Consider the following 21,909-nt stretch of genomic DNA (forward strand, 5'->3'; position numbering starts at 1 on the left):
CTCATCTATTTTTTACCTAAATTGGCACTGTGCTAAATTTAGTCTGGAATTTCGACAATTACATTGTTACGACTGGATGAAACATAAGTACTTTTTGACTGTTGTTGATTTATGGCTGGAAAAAAGAAAATGAAACCCTTTCATTCCAATGGAATATCGTCCCATTCCATAGTGGAAAAAAGACTCTAAATGTTTGATGAAAGTGGCGATGCAGGAGTACGGACTTGATAAAAAAACTATAATCCAACGCTAAACAAGGCTGGGTGAAGAAAAATATCTAAAATACAAATATTAGGTGTTAATTGTATCAATCAGGTTATCAGTTTACTGAAACAATCAATAAAATACACCTTCGTTACAGTATAAAACCTTAATTAAAACATATACTTAAAGCCATTATTGCTTGCAATAGTAATTAAAGGCTCGATGGTTGTTTTAAACTTAAGCTTATATTCAGCTGGTAATTCCTTAACACTTTCCAGGTCAGGAAAAATGCTCAGATAATCTTCCAATAGCTTTTCTTTGGGTATTTTATATTTAATTATTTCGATGGCAGTTTTCTGCAAGTGATAAAAAGCATCAAAGTAAATATCCATCTGGGGTAGCTTATCCGATTTCGTACTGTTAAAGGAAGGGTTTGCAGGTATCAGATTCCAGAGCAGATCATGCGAAACAAATGCATAGGGAATAAAGTGCTCTACTGCAAAGTCATCTTTGTATAGTTTTTGGTTTGTGTAGATGCAATCTACACCGCCTAACTCTTCAATTACAATATTCCACACCTTACGCTGTTTTACCAAACTGTTTCTTTTTGCAGGCTTAATTAACTTATTCGGAATATCTGGGACATTAGGATTGTGTTTCTGCAGATACAAACTTAGTTTCCAGTAACAAAAGCTTTTTAAAATTCCTGAATTCTTACTGAGGTAATCTATCCAGATTGGATTAATGGTAATATGAGTTTGATCAACCGCATAAAGGCAATTGTTTTCAAAAAATTGTGATGCCTGATAAACTGAATTTCGGTTTTCTGCAATGGATGAAAACCAAGGGCTTAAAAAACGGTGCGGGACCTGTTTATCAAAATGCCATAATAACTTCTGTGTAGCCAATAGGTTACTATTGCTCAAGCGTTGTTTGATCTTGTTTCGATCTTCATCAATATTGATCCCTTCAATTGTTGCAATTTCTTTCACTTTATCATGCAACTGATCCTGTTTACCGAAACTAATGTGGAAATAGTTGATGGTGTACCAACTAGCTGCAACCATACCCACAAATATTCTTTGCTTAGGGATATGATAATGACCATTTTCTACTTCATCTAAAATAGCTAAGAACCAATAGAATTTATAAGCCGCAGCCGTGTTATTAAAACTGGCAGCTAAAAGGTTTACAGGTAAGTATTCGTGAATAGGAATCATTTAGCTGCAAGGTAATAATCTGATATGGTGGATTAAATTTCTTTTTATAAAATGCATATAAAAAATTAAGTGAACACCTCATGTACCTTGCGGGAGCATTAGCTTTATACTGTTTCAATAAACTTATCAATAAATGCCCGCGTAGACAGCTTTATCCATGCTTGTATTTTACATCTCCGCTAGCATTCCTAATTTCTTTAAAATATCCTTTTTAAATTTACTTAAAGGTCGCTTGTGAAAGTTGTTTTGATCGTAAATTACTCCAAATAGTAATCGATAAACTTCTTCTTTACTCATTTTTGACCTTAACATTTTTTGCATTTTATCAATATATCCTAAAGAATAGTTTCTTTGAATAGTTATCATATCTCGTAACTCTGAAATATTACTATTATATACCTCGTCTATGTACATTGCTTCTATTGTATTTTTGGCTTTGAATCCTTGCCTATTCCCATTTGATGTATCGTTGACAAAAATTCTGAAGCCGCGAAGAGAGGTATAACCATAATCAAATTCAAAATCTTCGCTTTGCGTCTGGTCTACGTAAGGATGAATATATTTATTTAACAATTGGATACCAGCTCCTTTCACAGAACTATTACAAGAGCTACATGATGGTATCAAATTATAAAATGAAATAGCTAATAAGGGAAATTTAGATTCGGGAAACCAATGGTCGAGGGTAGGCCTTATTACTGTTTTTTTTGCTTCTGTGATTACGGTTGATGTGTAACTACGGTTGCAATAAGTACAAGTATATCTGTCTAACTTTTGGCAAAGTTTGTAGGAACTGTAGATTACATTGGTATTGCTATTAAACCATTTGTAATTAAAAATACTGTTCAACTGTTTTACAAAGGGGTTTATGAGTTTATATTCTGATTGGAAATTAACGCTTTTCTTTTTCAAGTTCTCTGCTGAAAAATCTATTAGATAAGGATATATTTTACTTAAATTCATTGTGGGCAGCATTTCGTTCCAAAAAAAAATGTTTGTCTTTTGTAACGTTGATGGATCGCCGATTAAAATTTTGTCAATGTTGTTATCGCGAAGTAGAAATGTTTTGATCGACACTTTGAGACGACTCACTGGACGGATACCGCTTGTGCATATTATACAGCCAGCATTTGAGCAAGCGGGCTCACCTATTTTTTTGTTAACATAACACCTCATGTATTGATGGTGTATTGTCCTTGCAGAAGATATCGTCGGACTAGCTGGGTCTAGATAAAGCATAGTTATAATTCATTTGGTTTTAAGTTATGTTCGTTCATTAATTGGTTGATATAATCTTTTATTAACTTTTTGTGATCATCACTGCCATCTAAGATAACTTCCTCATACATTTCCATTAATTTAAAACGTAAAATCGGCTCACCAATCATATTGATAACTTGATATAATTTCTTGCTTTTTTTTTCCTCTTCTATTTCGTGCCTAAAATCGATTGTTACAATTTCCGATGCTTTAATCCTTGCCTTGTGGTCAGCAATTATTTTTTTCTCTGCGAGCGTTTTTGTTTTTTTTCTAATGAGATCTTCAATTTCCTTAAATATCCGAATATGCTCTAGTGTATCAATGCATTTAGAAATAATTTTTTCTGCATAAGCTCCAATTAAACTTTCATCTAGAAAAAAAGAATCTGCTAACATCTCGTGTATATTTGCGCCAAAAGTTGGAGTGGTAGTTCCTGTTGAAGGTTTTCCTTCATCTAATTTTAGCACATTTGTGTTTGGGATATCGGATAGAATAAAGGGGGAGTGTGTTGAAAAAAGTATGTTTATTGCTTTGATATATTTCAAGTGGCATCTTTGGATGTTTTCTAACAAAAATTTCAAAAAATCACGCTGATAACTAGGGTGATAATAAAGTTCAATTTCATCGAGAACTAAATTGATATACTTATAATCATATTTCGCCCCCTCTCTTGAGTCAAGATTAAGCAAGTGGTAAAGGACTGAATGTATAGAATGAATAAGTTGTTGCTCTCCTGAGCTTAGCTGAGAGAAAGGAAACTCTTTTAAACCGTCAGATATATTTATTGAAGGTCGGAAATATGCGACCGGTACAAACTGTGCTAACGTTTTATTTTTTAAAAGCGATTCACTAAACGCATTTTGAACTACTTTCTCAAACTCGATAAATTTTAAAGACATGCTATAAACAGGAAATTCCGGGAACTCTTCATCCTGTGAGGTAGTCCATTTTTTATTATGGAATTGCTGGTGAATAAATGAGTTTACAGCTTGCCTAAGTTTTAGGGTGATGTGGCTTTGATCGGTTAAAATCTGTTTAACGAAGTCCTGAATGTTTCTAATCAAATAGAATTGAAATTTACCATCTTTATCTACATAAGCTTCTGCATATTTCTGAAATTCACTATAAGTATTAACTATTTTAATTAATTTAGTCACAATATATAGTCCAAGTTGAAAATCCATTTCATTCGGAGTAAAATTATCTTGAACATTTTTTATTTTAAACCTATCAAATGGTTTTGCCAAATTAAACCAAGTTCCTAAATTATCTTTGGTTGTTTTTACTCGCAAATCATTTACGGATCGTATATTAAAAAACCTTAAAATCTCCGTAAACAGATCCGCCAAATCTATTTTGGTTTCATCTTTTGATTTAAGGTAATAATCAATAAGATCAATATCCTCTACATACCCAAGTCTCGATGGCCGGATAATAACACTAATGCTGCTGATTGACTTATTGTTAGTTAAGTCTTTAGTTGTGAACTGTTCATGGCTCAAGTTCGTGAGTATACGCGTTTGTGCTAAATGTAATTCGATATTAATATTAATGTTGCCTTTCTCCCTGAAAGGATTAAGCACAATCGGCGTTCGATAGCCATCGTTTTTATGAAATAATGGTTGTAGCCAATAGTAATTACCCGATGCATTTAACCCATATTGAGAATAATTCACGCAAATAGTGTAAAACAATTTTTCGTAATTAAACCCAGGGCGTTTCCATGTTCCATTTTCGAGTGAGAATTGATTAACCTGACTTTTGGTTTTCCGGATCAAAATTTGTTCAGCCCCTACTTGATAATATAATTCAATTTCAGTAGAGTCAAGTGTATTATCCACACTTTCAAGCAATGCCTTCCATTGAATAATTTCGGGAAATTCAACTGTTTTAGTTTGAAGTCGTTTACGAAGGTGCGTTAAGCCTTTATTTTCTGAAACACAAAAAACTAACAAGTAGAGCATTTCTAAAATACTGCTTTTACCAGATCCATTACGCCCCAGAAGAGCTCCTACATGCACATGAATATCACTCCCATCCCTTTCTATGTCATATAAAGTTGTGGGGTAATTTTGCACAGTGTTGATTTTCTTGATGGACCGATAATCCTTTATTTCTTGTAATTCATTCCCATACTTATCCAAAAAGATAGTGTCGTTTGAAAACTTATATAAAGTGTCAATGACAAGCTTTTTTTGAAATACGGAATCTTTATTTAGTTTTAATGCTAACAGTTTAAACATATTACGAGTTCGTTTATTTAAGATTAAGCAAAGCTAACTATTTGAACTAACTAAGAGAATAAAGTGGCTTTTTAAGCTTGTGATAATTAGTAGATAAAATAAATCTACCGTTCCAGTAAGCTATTAGTTATTTCGAAACATAAATACTTGTTGGCTGTTGTTGATTTATGGCTGGAAAAAAGAAAATTAAACCCATGCATTCCAACGGTAGGACATGCTATTCCGCAACTTCTTCGCGAAGCTTCATTATGTCAAGGATTCGGTCAAAGGATACAAAGGCTGAATTGGTTTTAAGGAGGGCGCTCTGGGAAAAAAACATCCGATTCCGAATACATTCTGATTTAGTCTTTGGGAAACCTGACATCTTTATAATGAAACATAGGCTTGCTGTTTTCGTGGATGGCAGTTTCTGGCATGGATACAACTGGGAATCCAAACGAATACAGATTAAAAGCAATGTTGATTTCTGGGTGGCCAAAATTGAGCGGAACATGGAGCGCGACAGGAAAGTCAACATTACCCTCTCTGAACAAGGCTTCACAGTCATGAGGTTTTGGGATCATCAGGTTTTAAAGGAGCTTCCAAAATGTGTGAACCAAGTGTTGCTGTATATTGAATCCTGTAGAATGGGTAAGATCCCAGATTTTAATTAGCCCTAGTAATAGCAAACTTTTTTTCACTGTTTAACCTTTCATTAAGAACAGTCTCTTTGATTCATTGGAGCACAAAGTTGAGAAAATAGTGTTTATCATTAAATGGCAGACGTACACAGTAAAGAAATCCGCTCATACAACATGAGCCGCATCAAGGGTAAAAATACCAAACCCGAAATGCTGGTGCGGCAGTTTCTGCATGCCAATGGTTTCAGATGCCGCCTCCAAGTTAAAGATTTACCGGGCAAACCCGAGATTGTGTTACCAAAATACAAAACTGTTATATTTATACAGGGGGTGCTTCTGGCATGGTCACGATCAATGCAGGTAATCCCAAAAACTAATACTGAATGGCGGCTAAACAAGATTACTGGTAATAAAACGAAAGACATCATGGAAATCGAGACGCTAAAAAATCAGGTTGGCAGGTTATTGAAATATGGGAGTGTGAGTTAAAGCCGAAATTACGTTGCATAACTTTAAACGGGCTAATTTCATCAATAGTGCTATAGGAAGCTTTCTTTAAAGTGCAACGATTTTCGTTTTGCCAAAAAATCTTTGCTATCTTCACAAATTTATTAGACATTAACGTGAACTATATAGACCTCTTCGCTGGTGCAGGCGGCTTGTCCGAAGGCTTCAAAAGAGCTGGTTTTGAGCCAGTTGCTCATGTCGAAATCGACAGTGCTGCTTGCTATACACTAAAAACCAGGGCTGCTTACCACTACCTAAAGTCAAATAATCTTTTCGAGAACTACCTGGATTATCTTAAGGGAAATATAAATCGGAATGAGCTATATTCTTTTATACCTGAAGAGCTTAAAAATTCGGTAATCAATAAAGCCATTGGAGAGGAAAATAATCCTGTTATTTTTGGCGCTATTGATAGACAATTAGCAGGCAAGGAGGTTGACTTAATTATTGGTGGTCCTCCTTGTCAGGCGTACTCCTTGGTTGGCAGAGCCCGTTCAGATGATGGAATGAAAGGTGATTCCAGAAATTTCCTCTATGTGCAGTATGCTAAATACCTTGAAAGATATCAACCCAAAATGTTCGTTTTTGAAAACGTGCTTGGTTTAAAGTCAGCTGGAAAAGGTGTTTACCTGCATAACATGGAGAAGCTTTTCCTTAAAAAGGGATATAAAATAAATGTGTTTTCTGTGAAAGCAGAAAACTTTGGGGTACTTCAAAAAAGACGCAGGCTTATCATAATAGGCTGGAAAGATGATTTTACACCAAACTTACCAGATCTGGGTAATTTTAAAAGCGGGATAGGCGGTATGGTTTCTGATTTATTTTCTGACTTGCCGGATTTACAGGCAGGGGGTGGGGTAGATAAGTTTACAAAATATGCCTCTACCAGTAACGATTATCTGGCCAATGCGCATATCCGAAATGGCATTGATACGCTTACCCAACATATAGCGAGGCCACATAATGCTCAAGATAAAGAAATTTACCGGATAGCTACCGGAAAATGGAACGATAATCAGGAACGCTTAAATTATAATGATCTTCCTGAGCATCTGAAAACACACGATAACAGAACTTCCTTTTTCGATCGTTTTAAAGTTGTTGGGGCTAATTTAAATGCATCTCATACCGTTGTGGCACATATTGCGAAGGATGGACATTATTATATCCATCCAGATCAGTTACAAAACAGATCAATTAGTGTTCGTGAAGCAGCTCGTTTACAATCTTTCCCCGATGATTTCTATTTTGAAGGTGTGAAAGAGGGTGCTAACCGTACAGCTGCTTTTAAGCAGATTGGGAATGCGGTGCCTGCATTAATGGCGCAATCTATAGCTGATCAAATTATTAAAAGAGTAAAGTTGAAATAATAGCATTCAACTTTACCTTAATTGAAATTTATTTCAATTAATTTTGATGTTCATTATATGCTTCGATAAATTCCCTATGATATTCTTTTGATTGTTCGAGCAATTCTCTGTAAGTTTTAACGAACACCTCACCCGATTGCATATAGGTTTGTTCTTTTCTTTTGAAAAGGTTGTCTTCAGCTTTTTCTCCTCCTACTACGTAGCAGACAACTTTAGAAAAGCCACTTTGTGAGGAATATCTATCTTTCAAGAATGCTCCATACTCATAGGCTTGTTCTAGCGCGTTTTGATCTACTTTGAAATTACTTCTTTTGATTTCGATAACATATAAAATTTCACCCAGTGCATTACTGCATAAGAAATCGATCCTTCTGTTATTTAGATCAAGTCGATCATCTGGAAAGGTTTCTTTTAAAAGGGTTGTATAAGTTACCTCATCTCTGAATTCTAAAATCCTTGGGTCTAACAACCAAGAGAATTTTTTAAGGAAATTATGAAGTGTGGGCACCTCTCTAGTATTGGTCCGAATATATTCTTCAAATTGTTTTATTACTTCTATCCTAGAAAAAGCCAAATCTCTAAATTGCTTAGCTTCAATCATTTTCCAATCATCCATTAGTCTTAATAATGTTGGGATATCTTCAGGTTTTGAAACATCAGCAATTCTTGAGGCATACTCTTTGAAGGTTTTATTTTCAAACTTATCGATTACATTACTTATTATTTCTTTCGATTCTTCAATATCTATATTAGGGTTTTCTAAAATTGGATCGATAATTCTGTTACTCAGTTCTCTCTCATAAGTCGGCAGAGTGTCTTGCCAATCTTGAATGTCTAAATCCTTATGGTGCTTAATTTCTGACCGTTTTAGAGAACTTCTTTTTTCCCGCCACTCACTACCAATTTTTTTTACAACTTTTTGGATGTAGCTCTGTAGTTCCTTTGTTTTATCATTTTCCCAGTTTAACGAATGCCGATCTGTGGATATTACATCTTCATCAAATTCGTCTATAAAATCAACTTCTAGATAACCAGTAACATAACTATGGAATTGATCATTGTCCCTTAAACCATAAAAGCTTGCAGTATTAACAATTTTTCCCCTCGACGTTAAATATATACCACTCATCTCAGTGTCTTTGATTGGTGTCTCTGCCGTGATTATTGTCCCTTTAATTCTGCTTGAATATGTGTAGTTGTCATCATATTTGTCATCTGGAAAATTCCATTCAAACTGCTTTTTTAGATCAGTAAATTTAAGCTCGTTCGTAACCTCCTTTTCTTCCAAGTCATTCAAGTACAAAGTAGTAGACATCCGATCAAAAATCAGAAACTTTTTAGATAAAGAAATCGCGAGTTCATCAAGGTTGAATCCTGATTTTCTTCTTACTTTTTTTAACTTGAGAATTAAACCATTGTCTGCAATTTCGGAAGGTGTATTCTTTTTTACTATTTTGGGATTATATGCATTATTTTGACTTGCTTTTATATCCATTAGATTCATTATGAAATGATTTTCAAGATTATCTTTAATGGATATTATCTCGATTTCATCACAAATACCAAATACAGCTAATTTACCAAGCCCCTTCTTTCCAATAACGCTTCTGCCTTTGGCCGTAATTTCATTCGTTGTTCTGCGCCTATTTCTCCCTATTAATAAATATTTTTCATTCAATTCATCAAATGTCATTCCTTCACCAAAATCCTGATAGATTATTTCTTTAACCGTTTCAGTATCATAAAATTTTATTGATACACTATCGGAATCTGCATCCCATGAATTCGATATTAACTCTGACAGTACGCTTGGTAATTTAGAGTATAACGAAATGCCTAAGTGCTCGATGGTATTGGGATCAAATTTAAGTGTGAGTTTAGCGTTATTTTCCATGTTTATTTTTAATATTATAAATTAAAGTTTTATCTGCCCCTTTAGTAAATCGCTGGGTATTCCACCTAGAAGGCTGGATATACCACATAAAAGTAAGTCGACCATTTACTGAAATTATCATAATGAAAGTTTCTTGCCTTTATTGTAATTTCATATTTATACTTTGGAGAATTTTGTTCGTTATTCATTTAGATTAAAGTTTAATCATTTTTATATTTAATTATCTAACTTACCGAGAAAGTCTACGAAAAGGGCTTTCAGACATATTCTCGCTTTTAATCTCCAAAAAATATGATGATTACTATACTAACGTTTAAGTGACTATGGGCTTATTTACAATGATATCCCTATTTAAGGACTGCTCTCATTGATACTAATTCGCAACTCCCGCTATCGACATCGAATTTGTATTCATAGTGGGCCGGATCCGCATTTGATAAATTTATATCAAACTCAAACATATCACTATTCTTTCTTAAAAATTCTGCATCGCCGGTTTCAAAATAATTTTTATATATAGGGTACTTTTTACCTACCACAGTGGTAGTGCTTATTGTTATTTCAATTTGATAATTCATAGATATCTTTTTGAAATTATTTCTTTATTTCCTTTACCTCAATTATCCTTTCCTCAAACTGTTTACTCTGGCCACCGTCCTTATTCAGCTTAGGAACTTTTTCATAAATTATTTCTATCATATCATGGGCTTGAATACCGTTCGGAATTAATTCTGCAACGGATTTTAACTTTAAAGCTTTAGCAATTAGATTTAGGTGTCTTATACTGTACTTATCTGGCTGACCTAAAGCTTCGACTTTTCCTACAAAACTTTTGCTTAGATTCATTTCCTCGCTCAAATCTCTTTGAGATAGTTCTCTTTTCTCCCTTAAGGTCTTAACCTTAAGAATGATTTCATAGTCTAATTGCGATATTATAGTTGAATTATATTTCATAAAATTGATCCGATTATTTGGAGCGTTAAATTTATTTTACTATATTTGTTATCAGTTATTTATAGCGACAAATAGAGTAGGGCTAAAACCTTGCTTTTTACGATGTCACTCATGGTAGAAAACCGTCAAACTTTCCACATGGGCAGATCGTGAGTTCGCCATTTCTATTGGATTTTGCTATCTTCGTGATATCTTATTCAATAGGGCGAACCTCATGTAAGTCTTTTGTGGAACTTAGGCTTAGGCTTAAGCGGTTCTTGACGGTACCTCTATCAAACGCATTGGAGTTCGTCCTATTGGTTTTACCAGTCTGGTTTCCTTTCTTGCTTCGTGGGTACATCGTTTTACATAAAAATTAACCGTTTATGAAAACGAAAAAATTAAGCACCATCAAATTGTTTCCCTTCAAGGAAGTAGTATTCAATTATTCCCTTAAACTTCTAATAAAGAACGTTATTTGTTCTCCATCGTAATGTGGACTAGAATTTCCAAGTAAAAATATAGCCCAAAAGAACAGAGGCTCGTGTGATGAGAGCGCACAAAGTCACTGTAGGTTAATTTAACTTGGTACCAGCCCTTTATTGCTTAATTAGGCAAGGCACACCACTATGGTTTTTCGCAATCCCAAGGTAGGTATCTTTTTCCTAATAACAAAAACAGTATCCGCATCTACATATTTAAATGCGGAAGGGCTGGTTTTTCATTAGCTTTTTCTTACCAATATATTAAAATAATCTGCAGACATGAGCCAGGCTAACTTTAGTTCATTTGATCGGCTTTATGCATTAAAGCCCAAAAATCCCACCTGATGATGTGAAAGGGCAGGAATGGCCTTTACGGCTAGTAGAAATAGGTTCTTTAATGATGTTCCTGCCCTTTTTATTTATCACTATCAACTAACCACTTGGCTCTCGCTATTGTATTCAATCAGCGATGGCCTAACTAACCTTGAGTTTTATGTCTTTCAAAAAAATAACGGAATTTTCCGTAAGGGAATTCCCATGCCCAAACTTTTCATCCTCTTTAGGCTTGAAAAATACTGTTTTATGCTTTAGCCTACTGTTTATTGTACTCTTTCAATGTTCGTCCTATGGTCAGGTACCCCCAAAAGAGATTGCCATTGGCCAGACTATCCCGGACGCACTGTGGAATGAACCACTGAAATTGCGCCTCCCTTCAGGTAAATTCGAGCAGGTTTCCCTCTCTAAATACCGGGGAAAGCTAATCATCCTGGATTTTTGGGCTAGCTGGTGCTCGACCTGTATCGCTTCTTTTCCTAAGGGGCATGCGCTGGAGCAACAGTTTCCAGACAGTCTTGCTTTAATTCCTGTATCTGATGAAAAAGAGGAAGGGGCACTTGCGCTGCTTAATCGCAAGACTTCCGCTTCCTGGGCTGATAAGCTGACAACACTAATTGGAAAAAATAACCTTTCAACTTATTTCCCTCATCAGGGCAATCCGCATTTCGTCTGGATATCGCCTGCAGGCAAGCTCATTACCACCACTACTAAATTTGAGCTTAAAGCGGAGAATATCCGCGCTGCGTATTCTGGAGATAAGCGGTTTAACCCTGCTCCAAATGTTCATCAGGACTTATCTCGTCCCATTTTTTCATCTGACTTGAGACCACTTGACCAGTTATCCTTCAGTTCCTCTTTTTACCGGGGACATATTGCAGGCACCGGCCCTGGGCCACACTCTTATTATTCTGGAAAAATCGTTCGGGGGATCAGGCATGCCAATAGCCCTTTATTTAATCTATATAGCTATGCAGCAAAGCAGCTATACCCCGATATCATCCGCTGTGTAATAGAATCACACGATTCTGCTACTTTAAAGCTCCCTTTATCTCTTGGGGAGGAAACCTACCGCAAATATTGCGCTACCTATGAACTCTGGATGCCTACTGAAAGGTCTGCCGAGCTCTATTCCATTATGCTGGATGATCTGAACCGGTATTCAGGTTATAGTGGCACTTTAGAAAAAAAGGTAACTAGGTGCCTGGTGATAACCAAGGCTAAAGTCGCGAAGCCCTTTAAAGGCAAATTGCCTACTCCACGCTCTGATGCTAAGGGGAGCCTGGTAACCTTTGTGCGTACGCAAAACGGGCAGGGCGGGGTTTCCATGCCCTTGGTTGATGGGACTGGTGGCGAGACAACAGCAGTGGGCAGTTATGGACCACTTGACAGATCTGCTTTGGAAGCAGTGCTATCCTCTTTGGGTTTGGAGCTGAAGGAGGCGGAGCGGGAAGTGCAGTGGTTTGTCATCCGCAATAGAACTAACCTCAAAAACTAAAAAGATGCGCTTATGAAATTAAAATATCAAATATCGTCCCTGATATATATCCTGCTGCCTTGCCTGTCTATTTTTTTTATGTGCAGCCCGAGCACTTGTGTCGCCCAGCAGCGAATTTCCGGTAAAGTGTCTGGCTCTAATGGTGATGGTGTTGCTGCTGTACGCGTCAGGATTGTAGGCGCTTCACCTGGCGTTTCCCTTACAGCAGCTGATGGCAGTTTTACAATCAGCTGCGCTGCGGGAGATACGCTTATTTTTAGCCACATTTCTTATCAGCTATTAAAACTTCCCGCTTCCTTATCCATGCAGGTTAGGTTAGTACCACTTGAGCAGCAGTTAGACGAAGTAACCGTTTCGACAGGCTATCAGCGCCTGACTAGGGAACGTGCCACAGGGTCTTTTACTTTGATAGCAGAGAAGCAGTTGAACACCCAAGTGAGTACTTCGGTACTCTCCCGGCTGGAAGCAGTTACTAGCGGACTTGTGATCGATAGGACTACCAATAGCCAGGGTAATTTTACTATCCGGGGGCTCAGCTCAATATCTGGGCCTAGAAGTCCACTTATTGTGTTGGACAATTTCCCTTATGAAGGGGACTTAAATAACACAAGTCCCAATGACGTGGAAAGTATCACAATGCTTAAAGACGCAGCAGCTGCATCCATCTGGGGTACCCGGGCCGGGAACGGAGTGATTGTCATCACTACCAAAAAAGGAAAAATGAATTCACCGCTTTCCATTAATCTATCCGCGGCCGCAACGCTGGTAAAGCAGCCAGACTTATATCAGCTGAAAGTGATTAGCACCCCTGACTACATTAATCAGGAGATACTCCAGTATTCCAGGGGTGCCTATGCGTCCGATCTTTCCTCTCCCGAGCACCCTGCGCTTAGTCCGGTGGTTGAAATCCTGACCAGTAATTTAAGTGAGACAGAAAAAAATGCGCAGATCAATGCATTAAAAGGAATTGATGTACGCGATGAATTTGAACGCTACCTTTACCGCAGGGGAATTAACCAGCAGTACAATTTAAGCCTTGATGGGGGATCAAGCAAGTTCTCCTGGCGCAGCTCCGTAAGTTTTGATGAGAGTACTGGCGTGCTTTCCGAAAAGTTCCGGCGTACCGCCCTGGGCTTTTCAGCACGGGCAATCCTTACTAAAGGTGTTGAATTATCCTTTGGCTTGCGTTATACCCAGAGTTCAACTGGGTCAGGGGCCCCAGGTTATGGCGATATTCTCTTCCGTGGCAATGTGCTCTATCCTTATGCCCGCTTTAGGGATGACAGTGGAAATGACCTTCCCATCATCCGGGATATTAGCAGTTCTTACCTCTCGCAGCTCGGAGGGGGAAGGCTACTGGACTGGAAGTATTACCCTTTGCAGGATTACCTTCAGGATACCAGTACCGGGCTGCTTCAGGATATCTTGCCCAATGCCTCTCTAAAGGTTAATCTTTTTAAAGGACTTTCTGCTGAGCTTCGCTATCAGTATGAGCGGCAAAGCCAGGCTACTAATCACCTTTCCACAGTGGAGAGTTATGCTGCCCGTTCCCTGATCAATTCCTTTACGCAGCTTCCTTCCTCAGGCCCTCCAGTACTAAAAGTGCCAATCGGTGGGATTTTATCCCGCAGTGGCTCTGAACTTGAATCAACAGCGGCAAGAGGTCAGCTAGATTACCAGAACAGTTTTGGGCAATTCTCGCTCTCTGCGATCGCTGGGACTGAAATCAGAACATTAAGGTCTTCGGCCCTAGGAAGTAGGGTTTATGGTTATGATCCATCGAACTTAAGTTCAGTGGCAGTAGATTATACCACCTTTTTTCCTGATCTGGTGACTGGGTTTGAAACCCGCATCCCTCAAGGCGTTTCAGCATCAGAGAAAATCAACAGATATATTTCGGGCTTTACCAGCGCTGCGCTAACATTTAAATCCCGCTATACCCTTTCCCTCAGCTCAAGGGCTGATGGATCGAACCTTTTTGGTGCCGCTGTAAAAGACAAGTGGAAACCGCTTGCTTCAGCAGGGCTTGCCTGGACGATATCTTCGGAGCCTTTTTATAAAGGAAACCTTCCTGGATATCTCAAAGTAAGGGTGACTTACGGCAAAAGCGGCAATGCAGATCCCAGCCAGACAGCAGTGACTACCATCCGTTATGGATCAGTATCCCCATATATCGGCAGTGCCTACGCGCAGCCTGATAGGTATTATAATCCTGGGCTAAAGTGGGAAAAGGTTAGTGTGCTAAATATTGGGTTAGATTTTTCTGCACTTTCTTCCAGACTTTCGGGTAGCATCGAATATTACCGCAAAGATGCATCAGACCTTTTTGTTCCTTACCCGATCGACTATACTACTGGGGTATCTACAACCGTGGTTCGCAATGCAGGCAGGATGCGAGGGAATGGGGTAGACTTGGTACTGCATTCAGCAAATATCAAAGGGACTTTTAACTGGGAAAGTGATTTAAATCTTTCTTATTACAGTGACCGGCTGAAAGCTTATTTTCTTAGCCCCGCATTGATTGATATCAGCAGTGCCAGGGTATCGGGCGTGGTCGGAAAACCCCTTTATGGGATTTATGGTTACAGCTGGGCAGGGCTTGATCCGGTAAATGGAGATCCTCTGGGAATACTAAAGGGAGTCCCAAGCAAAGATTATACAGCCTTAACGCAGGCCGTAGGCGACGACGGACCAAAATACTTTGGGTCGGCAACACCAGTGTTCTTTGGCTCACTGGGCAATACTTTTTCATATGGCAATTTTGCATTAAGCGTGCAACTCACTTTTAAGCTGGGTTATTATTACCGTAGCCCTTCTATCAGCTATTCTTCGCTCAACGGTTACTCTCCTGGGCACTCGGATTTCGCGCTAAGATGGCAGAAGCCTGGCGATGAGCTTTATACCCATGTGCCCTCAGAGATTTATCCCAGCAATACTGCGAGGGATGCATTTTATCTGGGATCAGAAGTGCTAATTAAAAGAGGTGACCATATCAGGCTAAACTTTATTAATCTGGATTATAGTCTCCCGCTAAGACTGGCAAAAAAGGCAGGATTGGCCCGGGCATCTCTGTTTGCGAATGTAAGTAACCTAGGGCTGATCTGGAAGGCAGGAGATGAAGACCCGGAATATCTTGGAAATTCTTTGCTTAGTTATAACCGTAATTTTTCAATAGGCTTTAGGGCCGGATTTTAAAGCATGCAATAATGAAAACGAGAAAAAATATAACAATAGTGATGGTGGCTATACTAGCCATTACCACTATACCAGGGCTGATGTCCTGTAAAAAGCTGCTGGAGGACAAGCCTGACAGCAGCCTTTCTCTGGTAACAAGCCTGAAAGATATGCAGGCATTAATGGATTATTACCCAACCGTAAATTTCAGGGAAGCAGGTTCGGGTGAGGCTAGCAGCGATGATTATTTCTTGACCTCCGCTGACTGGGCGGCAAGGACAGAGCAGGAGCGAAGGCTTTATCTCTGGGAAGCAGATAATATCTTTGCCCCGGTATCAAATCCCTGGCGCGATACCTTTCAACCTGTATTTTTAGCCAATACTGTGCTTCAGTCACTGGAAGCTAGCAGCAAGGATGCCTTAGGTGCAGGCTATGAGGATATCAAAGGACAGGCGTTATTTATCCGGGCGAAATGTTATCTTCAGGCTGTAGCCATTTGGTGCCTTGCTTATGATTCTGCTACTGCAGAAAGTACCCTTGGGCTTCCTTTAAGGTTAGATCCAGACTACAATACCCCATCGGTTAGATCTAGTTTAGCGCAGACTTTTGTACAGATTGAGAACGATTTACTTGAAGCGGCAAGATTACTGCCTGAAAAGCCACTGCATGTTATGCGGGGATCGAAAGGGGCTGCTTATGGCCTGCTCTCTAGGCTATACCTATATATGGGGCGTTATGCCTTAGCAGGGGAATATGCATCAAAGGGACTCGCTCTCAATAGCACTTTGATCGATTACAATAGCCTTTCTACCACTGCCAATTTTCCCTTAGTGCAGTTTAACCCCGAAGTAATCTATGCCAGCCACTTTTCAACGCCGGCGCAGTTAACCCAGGCCAGGGCCAGAATTTCTGATGGCCTGCTATCCCTTTACCCAATAGAGGATCTCAGGCGTAGCATTTTCTTTAAGGCAGGGACATCAGCCTCCACCATCTTTAAAGGAAGTTACGAAGGGTCAGCGTCGCTGTTTTGCGGGGTGGCTACAGATGAGCTACTGTTGAACTTAGCTGAAGCTAAAGCCAGGGAAGGGAATGCTTCTGAGGCGCTTACCTGGCTAAACAATCTTCGTATTAAACGGATCAAAAAAGCAAACTATGTGCCCTTAAGTGGCCTTGACGCGTCAGTTACACTCGAACAGGTGCTACTTGAAAGAAGGCGTGAACTGGTATTTAGGGGGATAAGGTGGATGGATATTAAGCGGCTAAACAAGGAAGGGAGAACAATTACGCTAAAGCGCACCCTGGATGGAAAAGAATATATGCTTGCGCCAAATGATCCGCGGTTTGCTTTAGCGATCCCGGAAGATGTTATTCGGCTTTCAGGGATGCAGCAGAATCCAAGATAGGAGGTGAAAAAAGAGCTGCCTTGGAGACAGGCAGCTCTCAAAGCTTAGCTTAAGGATTGATTTCCTTACGGCTTATTGCTGCATCAGCGATATCCTGGGTAGTAGAGAAACCCGCTAAGTAGGTTTCTAGTTCTGGTCTGGTGTCGATAGACTCATCCACTTCTAAAACACATGGAAGGGGATGCGGATCATCATCACAGCCAGTAGCCGAAGGAGAGCCGACCATACTGTACTGGTTTTCATCAAAAACCAAGCTTTGACTGTTTGCATTATATTTCCAGTAAACAGTAGTGCGTTTTTTTGCTGCAGTTGACTGGTTTGAAATGGTAAAGGCGCTAGCGCCTAAAATAAGTACCATGGCAGCTGCGCCAAGGATACTTTTTGTATTGAAGATATTCATGTTAATGTTCTTTGAATGAAATAAATTGTTGCATTGTCTTTGAGGCAGACCTGCCGAGAAAGCCTTGGATATAACCTTCTCCTTTAGCTCGCTTATAGGCATCGCCGGAATAATGCAGATCTCAATGGGAACAGCCGCCGGAAGGAGGGAACTTGAGCGTCGTTCGTAAAGGATTGCGTTTTTTCGGATTCCATTAGCTGATTTTGAGGTTAATGGAATAAAGTTCAGTAGGTTTTTATAGCTGGATGATACCCAAATGTTACTAAATGAGGCCGCAGAGTGAAAGATGGGCGGACAGAAGTCACCTTTTACGCATTATCGCCTGATTCTGCTTAAAGTTCTGTTATCAATCCCTAGATAACTTGCAATATGCTGTAACTGACTTGATTTTGCGATAGTGGGATATTTGCGGATAAAATCAGCATAGGCCTGACTGGCCTTGGCATTTTGAAGCATGAAGCTATGGTAGAGCATTCGCTGGATTTCTGAGCCGTGGAGTAGTTCAATGATGGTGCTGAATTCCCTAAAGTTGTGGTAGAGATTGTAGAGGTGCCTTTGATCAAAGCCTAATATGGTCACTTCATCAATCGCGTGTAAGAAAGTAGGCAGGTCTAGTGCCTTCAAATAATGCGACGGAAAAAAGAATGTTCCTTCAGGGAAAAAATGCAAGGTATACTCTTTTCGTTCCTCCTCATCTAGCGCAAATAGTCTCAGGCTTCCATACTGGATGAAAAGTAGTGGCTGTTCAATGAAGTTTGCTGTTGATCGGACTAGCCCACAGGATAAATGCTGCTCTTTAAGTATGTAATCGAGATAGGCCTTAAGACCTGCACTAATGGGATGATAGTTAGAAAGGGTTTCGAAGATTTTTTCTTTTTCCATAACAGTTGTTTTCGGGTAAAGAAAAAGTATTTCGAAGGCTTGTCAAGTGGCTGGGAGGGTAACCCTAAGCAACTACTACAAGATAATTTTTTTGGAGCTTTCTAATCGAAGCCTTCACTAAAGAATTCTTCCATAGAAATGCCAAAGGCGCGAACAATTTTTTTTAGGCTGCTATAGCGCAAATCTTCGCCACGCTCATAGCGGCCGTATTGTGAACGGGGAATTTCATGCTTATAAGCAAAGTATTCATAGTTACTATAACCCGCTTTGATCCGCAGAGATTTGATGCGATCTCCGAGCTGTTTTAGCTCTGCTGTCCGTTCATCGCCCCGCTTTTCTTTTTCACCATTTGCCATGGGGTAAAATAAAGCAATGGTAATGTCTAATATTACCACTTAATAGTTACCATTTATTAGTGTCTTTTTAATTTTTTATGTAATTTAAACCCTTGCCAGTCGCCCTTTTACGCTGGCTGATGCTCACGAATAATGGAATTAAATAGATCCGAACACGAAAATGTTTTCCTTTCAACTCCAATAGAACAACTAGCGGTTACCGAAGTCTTTAAGCTTCGCTCAAAACTGATGGGCTTTTCGACGATATCTCAAATTTTGGATACTGATATGAAACTGATAAGTCAAAAAGAAGATTATTCGGAAAGATGGTATTTTGAGTTGGTTAGTTTACTTGATAGAAATAAGCTCCTGCATTTAATCTAGACATTATAGAGAATGAAAATGCGGAGATGTATGTTTTCAAATAAGATGAGGGTTACATTGAAAAATTTACTGGTCAGTTTTTAACTTTACCATGCCAGTAAGGGTTGAAAGCTACCAGGATAAGCAGTTGTTCCCATATAACCTTTATTCTTTTCCCTGGGATATAGCAAGCATTTCTGAAAGCTTTTCGCTTACCTTGGTGATGTCCTGCTGGCTATGAGAGTAATAGGCATTTTTAAAGCTTTTTTCTGAGATATTTTCAATTTCAGCAGTGCTGTAGTGGCTGGTGGCATGCTGGCGGATCTGTTTAGGTCTAGTCTCAAGGATGATTCCGCACTCCACTTGCAGGTGGATAAAAAACGCCAGCTGCTTTACGCTTAAAGATACCATATAATCATCTTGGACAATTCCATTTGCTGAAAGACTGGATGCTATCCCTTCAATCTCGCGCAGGTAGCAAAGTTCAGCTTCGACAAATTTTAGCAGCGATTCTTTTATTGGTGGTAAGTCTATGCGTAGCGAGCTTGAAAGACACAGCGAGAGACTTATCAGTTCTTTTTTATCCCGCGAGAGTAATTCAAATTGATCTCTTAGCGAGCCAGCAGTATCCAGTCTGCTTAGAATAATCTCACAGCAGGTTTTGTGGAATAGGGGAGAATTCAGGTTGCATTCTATCAGTAAATTAACCAAATCTTTCCAGCTGCGTATTTTTCCAATTTCGTTTTCTCTGTTTAGGATATCTAAAACAGCCATTAAATAATCCAGCTGATAAAAGCAGACTGCTCTTTTTAGATTTTCCCTAAAATGAAATAGACTATTCAGTACGCTATGAAGCTTGTCATCTGGACTAATGCGCTGAGAGAGTGCTAGCAATGATGATATTTTATTTTCATTTGAGTTGGTAAAATCATTCAATAAAGCTTGGGGTACTTGCAAGGATTTATCCCAGAACTTTGGAAAGTGGATCTCTAAATTAAAAATCAAACCTCGGATAATATTAACGCACTCAGTCAGAAAGGGTAATTCTGCTTCTTTAGATGGACTAATGGGATTTTCCATTTTTAGATGTATCCCCTGGTAGATCAATAGCAGATCGTTCTGATGCTGGGAAAAACCGATTTGCAGGTTTTCAGGAACGCTGCTACCCAAGCAGTGCTGCAGTGATAGTAATACCCGCCCGCATTCATCTTCCAGTTCAACCAAGATTGATTTTTGTTTCTCTTTAGTTAGCGGTAAACCGGTACTAATGTTTTTATAAAGGCTATTGATGTAGTCAAGTTGATAATTCATAAGGCTGAAGCGTAAAGAGATTAAAAATAATCTACCAGAGTTGGAAATCCTTTTTTTTCGGACAAGAGGTGTTTTGACTGATGCGTAAACAGCTTTGACTTGTTTAAAGCGAATAAACGCGGTATCCAAATTTAGGTTTAACCAAACTCCCAGGGATAGACATTCATATCTCTGCTAAGATTTATCATAGGTGGCGATGCATCAACAGATTTAGCATAATTGTAAATCCTTCTTCAAGAATAGCTTTGGTTAATGTGAATAGCCATTTAAGTATTGCAAAAGCATTTTGATTAAAGCTTTCTACTGGCTTGAGATAATAGCCATGGTGGATAAAAAGAGGGGTTGCTCAAAGGGGAACCGCTCGGTAACTTGATGGATATAGCCCAAAAGATAAAATTTGTCTTAAGCTGAGCAGCTGCATTTTACTCTTGAGGCTGATGGCGTAATCTAACCTAAATGAAAAATATGATAAAAAAACTAAGTGCCGATTTATATCAGCAAATGAAAGCTGATCTTGATGATTTAAAAGGTAGCGCAATACCAAAAATCCAAATGCTAAAGGATGCGATTTTGATTGTGCAAAAATATTTGGATGAGTTAAAGGTTTTGGTAGATGCAAATCCCTTTCTTGGTGAGGAAGAAGAAATATGGTTTTTCAAAATCGAAAAACCCAGGTTTTACAGGTGGCTAATCTTTTATACTGAACTATTTGCAATCGATAGCACCAAGCCTATCATCGGAAAAGAAGAAATAAAGGAACACTACAATGATCAGATGCGATACATTAACCGTTTCTTTAGATCTCATGAGTTTCATTACCAGTATTTCAGGCTGGATAGCAACGAGCTTGACCGGTTATATTTTATCCGCGGAGCCTCGCCATTAAAAACAGAGATGAGTTTGGTACCAAGGGTAGATCCATCCTTTGGAACAGGCCATGAGTTTCTTTTTTCAAATTTTAGAGCTTACGAAATGCTACAAAGATACTTGAGTGATCAGCTCACTTCTGATGTGGGGATTGGTTTGGAGAACCAATCAAGTGAACAGAAAGGAAAGAAGTTTGCCTGGACAGGTGATCAAATTAATTTAATAGAAATGATTTATGGACTTTGGCTAACCGGACAGTTCAACAATGGAAAAGCAGACCTATCCGATATAGTGGCTGTTTTACAAAATGTTTTTCAGGTGAATTTAGGCCAATATTTTAGAAGATTCTCTGAAATTAAGCAACGTAAAGGAATGAGCAAAACTAGATTTTTGGATCAAATGCGTGATGCGCTGCAGAAGAAAATCTTTGATTGGGAGGGCGGGATAGCTAAAAAATAGGAATAATTGATTTGAAGTAAATCTTAATAAATAGCTTCTACTTAGCCCGTTTTAGAAAATGAAACACCTATGGCTCATAAAAAAGGGATATGTTTTGACTAACATATCCCTTTCTCGACCTTGGCTTTGCTTTTACCTCGTCACTTGC

Annotated in this window: 17 protein-coding genes; 7 read left to right on the forward strand and 10 right to left on the reverse strand. The window is 38.8% G+C overall.

Features of this window, described 5'->3' with window-relative positions; genetic code table 11:
- Positions 1-374: 374 nt before the first annotated feature.
- From G7074_RS15885 to G7074_RS15895, 3 genes are all read right to left on the reverse strand, one after another.
- Entirely contained in the window at positions 375-1,424 is a 1,050-nt protein-coding gene (locus G7074_RS15885) for an HNH endonuclease domain-containing protein (protein ID WP_166209710.1), read from the reverse strand.
- A gap of 168 nt (positions 1,425-1,592) precedes the next feature.
- The gene (locus G7074_RS15890; RefSeq protein WP_166209713.1) at positions 1,593-2,387 is read right to left on the reverse strand and encodes an HNH endonuclease; all 795 of its coding nucleotides are present in this window, start codon (positions 2,385-2,387) and stop codon (positions 1,593-1,595) included.
- A 278-nt stretch (positions 2,388-2,665) separates the two neighbouring features.
- Positions 2,666-4,927: an AAA family ATPase gene (locus G7074_RS15895; protein WP_166209715.1), complete on the reverse strand. Its 2,262-nt coding sequence runs from the start codon at positions 4,925-4,927 to the stop codon at positions 2,666-2,668.
- A gap of 248 nt (positions 4,928-5,175) precedes the next feature.
- Between G7074_RS15895 and G7074_RS15900 the strand changes: the two genes are divergently transcribed.
- The 3 genes from G7074_RS15900 to G7074_RS15910 all read left to right on the forward strand — a co-directional run bounded on the left by G7074_RS15900 (position 5,176) and on the right by G7074_RS15910 (position 7,424).
- The gene (locus tag G7074_RS15900; protein ID WP_240916561.1) at positions 5,176-5,580 is read left to right on the forward strand and encodes a very short patch repair endonuclease; all 405 of its coding nucleotides are present in this window, start codon (positions 5,176-5,178) and stop codon (positions 5,578-5,580) included.
- 102 nt (positions 5,581-5,682) lie between these two features.
- A complete protein-coding gene (locus G7074_RS15905) occupies positions 5,683-6,036 on the forward strand; it encodes a very short patch repair endonuclease (protein WP_240916322.1) in 354 nt (117 codons plus the stop codon).
- A gap of 134 nt (positions 6,037-6,170) precedes the next feature.
- Positions 6,171-7,424, forward strand: a complete 1,254-nt coding sequence (locus G7074_RS15910) for a DNA cytosine methyltransferase (RefSeq protein ID WP_166209718.1) — start codon at positions 6,171-6,173, stop codon at positions 7,422-7,424.
- A 37-nt stretch (positions 7,425-7,461) separates the two neighbouring features.
- On the opposite strand, the gene G7074_RS15915 is transcribed toward G7074_RS15910, so the two are convergent.
- From G7074_RS15915 to G7074_RS15925, 3 genes are all read right to left on the reverse strand, one after another.
- On the reverse strand, positions 7,462-9,318 hold the full coding sequence (locus tag G7074_RS15915) for an ATP-binding protein (protein WP_166209721.1): 1,857 nt from the start codon (positions 9,316-9,318) through the stop codon (positions 7,462-7,464).
- 347 nt (positions 9,319-9,665) lie between these two features.
- Entirely contained in the window at positions 9,666-9,896 is a 231-nt protein-coding gene (locus G7074_RS15920) for a hypothetical protein (protein WP_166209724.1), read from the reverse strand.
- A gap of 16 nt (positions 9,897-9,912) precedes the next feature.
- A complete protein-coding gene (locus G7074_RS15925; protein WP_166209727.1) occupies positions 9,913-10,272 on the reverse strand; it encodes a helix-turn-helix domain-containing protein in 360 nt (119 codons plus the stop codon).
- 957 nt (positions 10,273-11,229) lie between these two features.
- On the opposite strand from G7074_RS15925, the gene G7074_RS15930 reads away from it, so the two are divergent.
- The 3 genes from G7074_RS15930 to G7074_RS15940 all read left to right on the forward strand — a co-directional run bounded on the left by G7074_RS15930 (position 11,230) and on the right by G7074_RS15940 (position 17,144).
- On the forward strand, positions 11,230-12,567 hold the full coding sequence (locus tag G7074_RS15930) for a TlpA disulfide reductase family protein (protein WP_166209730.1): 1,338 nt from the start codon (positions 11,230-11,232) through the stop codon (positions 12,565-12,567).
- A gap of 126 nt (positions 12,568-12,693) precedes the next feature.
- Positions 12,694-15,762 carry a SusC/RagA family TonB-linked outer membrane protein gene (locus G7074_RS15935; RefSeq protein ID WP_166209733.1) on the forward strand — a complete coding sequence of 1,023 codons (3,069 nt, stop codon included), beginning with the start codon at positions 12,694-12,696 and terminating at the stop codon, positions 15,760-15,762.
- An 11-nt stretch (positions 15,763-15,773) separates the two neighbouring features.
- Positions 15,774-17,144, forward strand: coding sequence for a RagB/SusD family nutrient uptake outer membrane protein (locus G7074_RS15940; protein ID WP_166209736.1), 1,371 nt, complete (start codon positions 15,774-15,776; stop codon positions 17,142-17,144).
- Between the two features lie 49 nt (positions 17,145-17,193).
- On the opposite strand, the gene G7074_RS15945 is transcribed toward G7074_RS15940, so the two are convergent.
- The 4 genes from G7074_RS15945 to G7074_RS15960 all read right to left on the reverse strand — a co-directional run bounded on the left by G7074_RS15945 (position 17,194) and on the right by G7074_RS15960 (position 20,564).
- A complete protein-coding gene (locus G7074_RS15945) occupies positions 17,194-17,544 on the reverse strand; it encodes a hypothetical protein (RefSeq protein WP_166209739.1) in 351 nt (116 codons plus the stop codon).
- A 315-nt stretch (positions 17,545-17,859) separates the two neighbouring features.
- Entirely contained in the window at positions 17,860-18,426 is a 567-nt protein-coding gene (locus tag G7074_RS15950; RefSeq protein WP_166209742.1) for a Crp/Fnr family transcriptional regulator, read from the reverse strand.
- A 101-nt stretch (positions 18,427-18,527) separates the two neighbouring features.
- Complete coding sequence (locus G7074_RS15955; RefSeq protein WP_166209744.1) at positions 18,528-18,782, reverse strand: helix-turn-helix domain-containing protein; 255 nt, start codon at positions 18,780-18,782, stop codon at positions 18,528-18,530.
- Between the two features lie 507 nt (positions 18,783-19,289).
- Positions 19,290-20,564, reverse strand: coding sequence for a hypothetical protein (locus G7074_RS15960; RefSeq protein WP_166209747.1), 1,275 nt, complete (start codon positions 20,562-20,564; stop codon positions 19,290-19,292).
- A 336-nt stretch (positions 20,565-20,900) separates the two neighbouring features.
- On the opposite strand from G7074_RS15960, the gene G7074_RS15965 reads away from it, so the two are divergent.
- Positions 20,901-21,761: an RteC domain-containing protein gene (locus tag G7074_RS15965; RefSeq protein ID WP_166209750.1), complete on the forward strand. Its 861-nt coding sequence runs from the start codon at positions 20,901-20,903 to the stop codon at positions 21,759-21,761.
- Positions 21,762-21,909: the final 148 nt, after the last annotated feature.

The organism is Pedobacter sp. HDW13, from assembly GCF_011303555.1.
GTDB lineage: Bacteria > Bacteroidota > Bacteroidia > Sphingobacteriales > Sphingobacteriaceae > Pedobacter.

Excerpts from the sequence above, each read along its gene's own strand:
- G7074_RS15885 (WP_166209710.1), bottom strand. The coding sequence starts at position 1,424 with ATGATTCCTATTCACGAATACTTACCTGTAAACCTTTTAGCTGCCAGT.
- G7074_RS15890 (WP_166209713.1), bottom strand. The coding sequence starts at position 2,387 with ATGAATTTAAGTAAAATATATCCTTATCTAATAGATTTTTCAGCAGAG.
- G7074_RS15895 (WP_166209715.1), bottom strand. The coding sequence starts at position 4,927 with ATGTTTAAACTGTTAGCATTAAAACTAAATAAAGATTCCGTATTTCAA.
- G7074_RS15900 (WP_240916561.1), top strand. The coding sequence starts at position 5,176 with ATGTCAAGGATTCGGTCAAAGGATACAAAGGCTGAATTGGTTTTAAGG.
- G7074_RS15905 (WP_240916322.1), top strand. The coding sequence starts at position 5,683 with ATGGCAGACGTACACAGTAAAGAAATCCGCTCATACAACATGAGCCGC.
- G7074_RS15915 (WP_166209721.1), bottom strand. The coding sequence starts at position 9,318 with ATGGAAAATAACGCTAAACTCACACTTAAATTTGATCCCAATACCATC.
- G7074_RS15920 (WP_166209724.1), bottom strand. The coding sequence starts at position 9,896 with ATGAATTATCAAATTGAAATAACAATAAGCACTACCACTGTGGTAGGT.
- G7074_RS15925 (WP_166209727.1), bottom strand. The coding sequence starts at position 10,272 with ATGAAATATAATTCAACTATAATATCGCAATTAGACTATGAAATCATT.
- G7074_RS15930 (WP_166209730.1), top strand. The coding sequence starts at position 11,230 with ATGTCTTTCAAAAAAATAACGGAATTTTCCGTAAGGGAATTCCCATGC.
- G7074_RS15940 (WP_166209736.1), top strand. The coding sequence starts at position 15,774 with ATGAAAACGAGAAAAAATATAACAATAGTGATGGTGGCTATACTAGCC.
- G7074_RS15945 (WP_166209739.1), bottom strand. The coding sequence starts at position 17,544 with ATGAATATCTTCAATACAAAAAGTATCCTTGGCGCAGCTGCCATGGTA.
- G7074_RS15950 (WP_166209742.1), bottom strand. The coding sequence starts at position 18,426 with ATGGAAAAAGAAAAAATCTTCGAAACCCTTTCTAACTATCATCCCATT.
- G7074_RS15955 (WP_166209744.1), bottom strand. The coding sequence starts at position 18,782 with ATGGCAAATGGTGAAAAAGAAAAGCGGGGCGATGAACGGACAGCAGAG.
- G7074_RS15965 (WP_166209750.1), top strand. The coding sequence starts at position 20,901 with ATGATAAAAAAACTAAGTGCCGATTTATATCAGCAAATGAAAGCTGAT.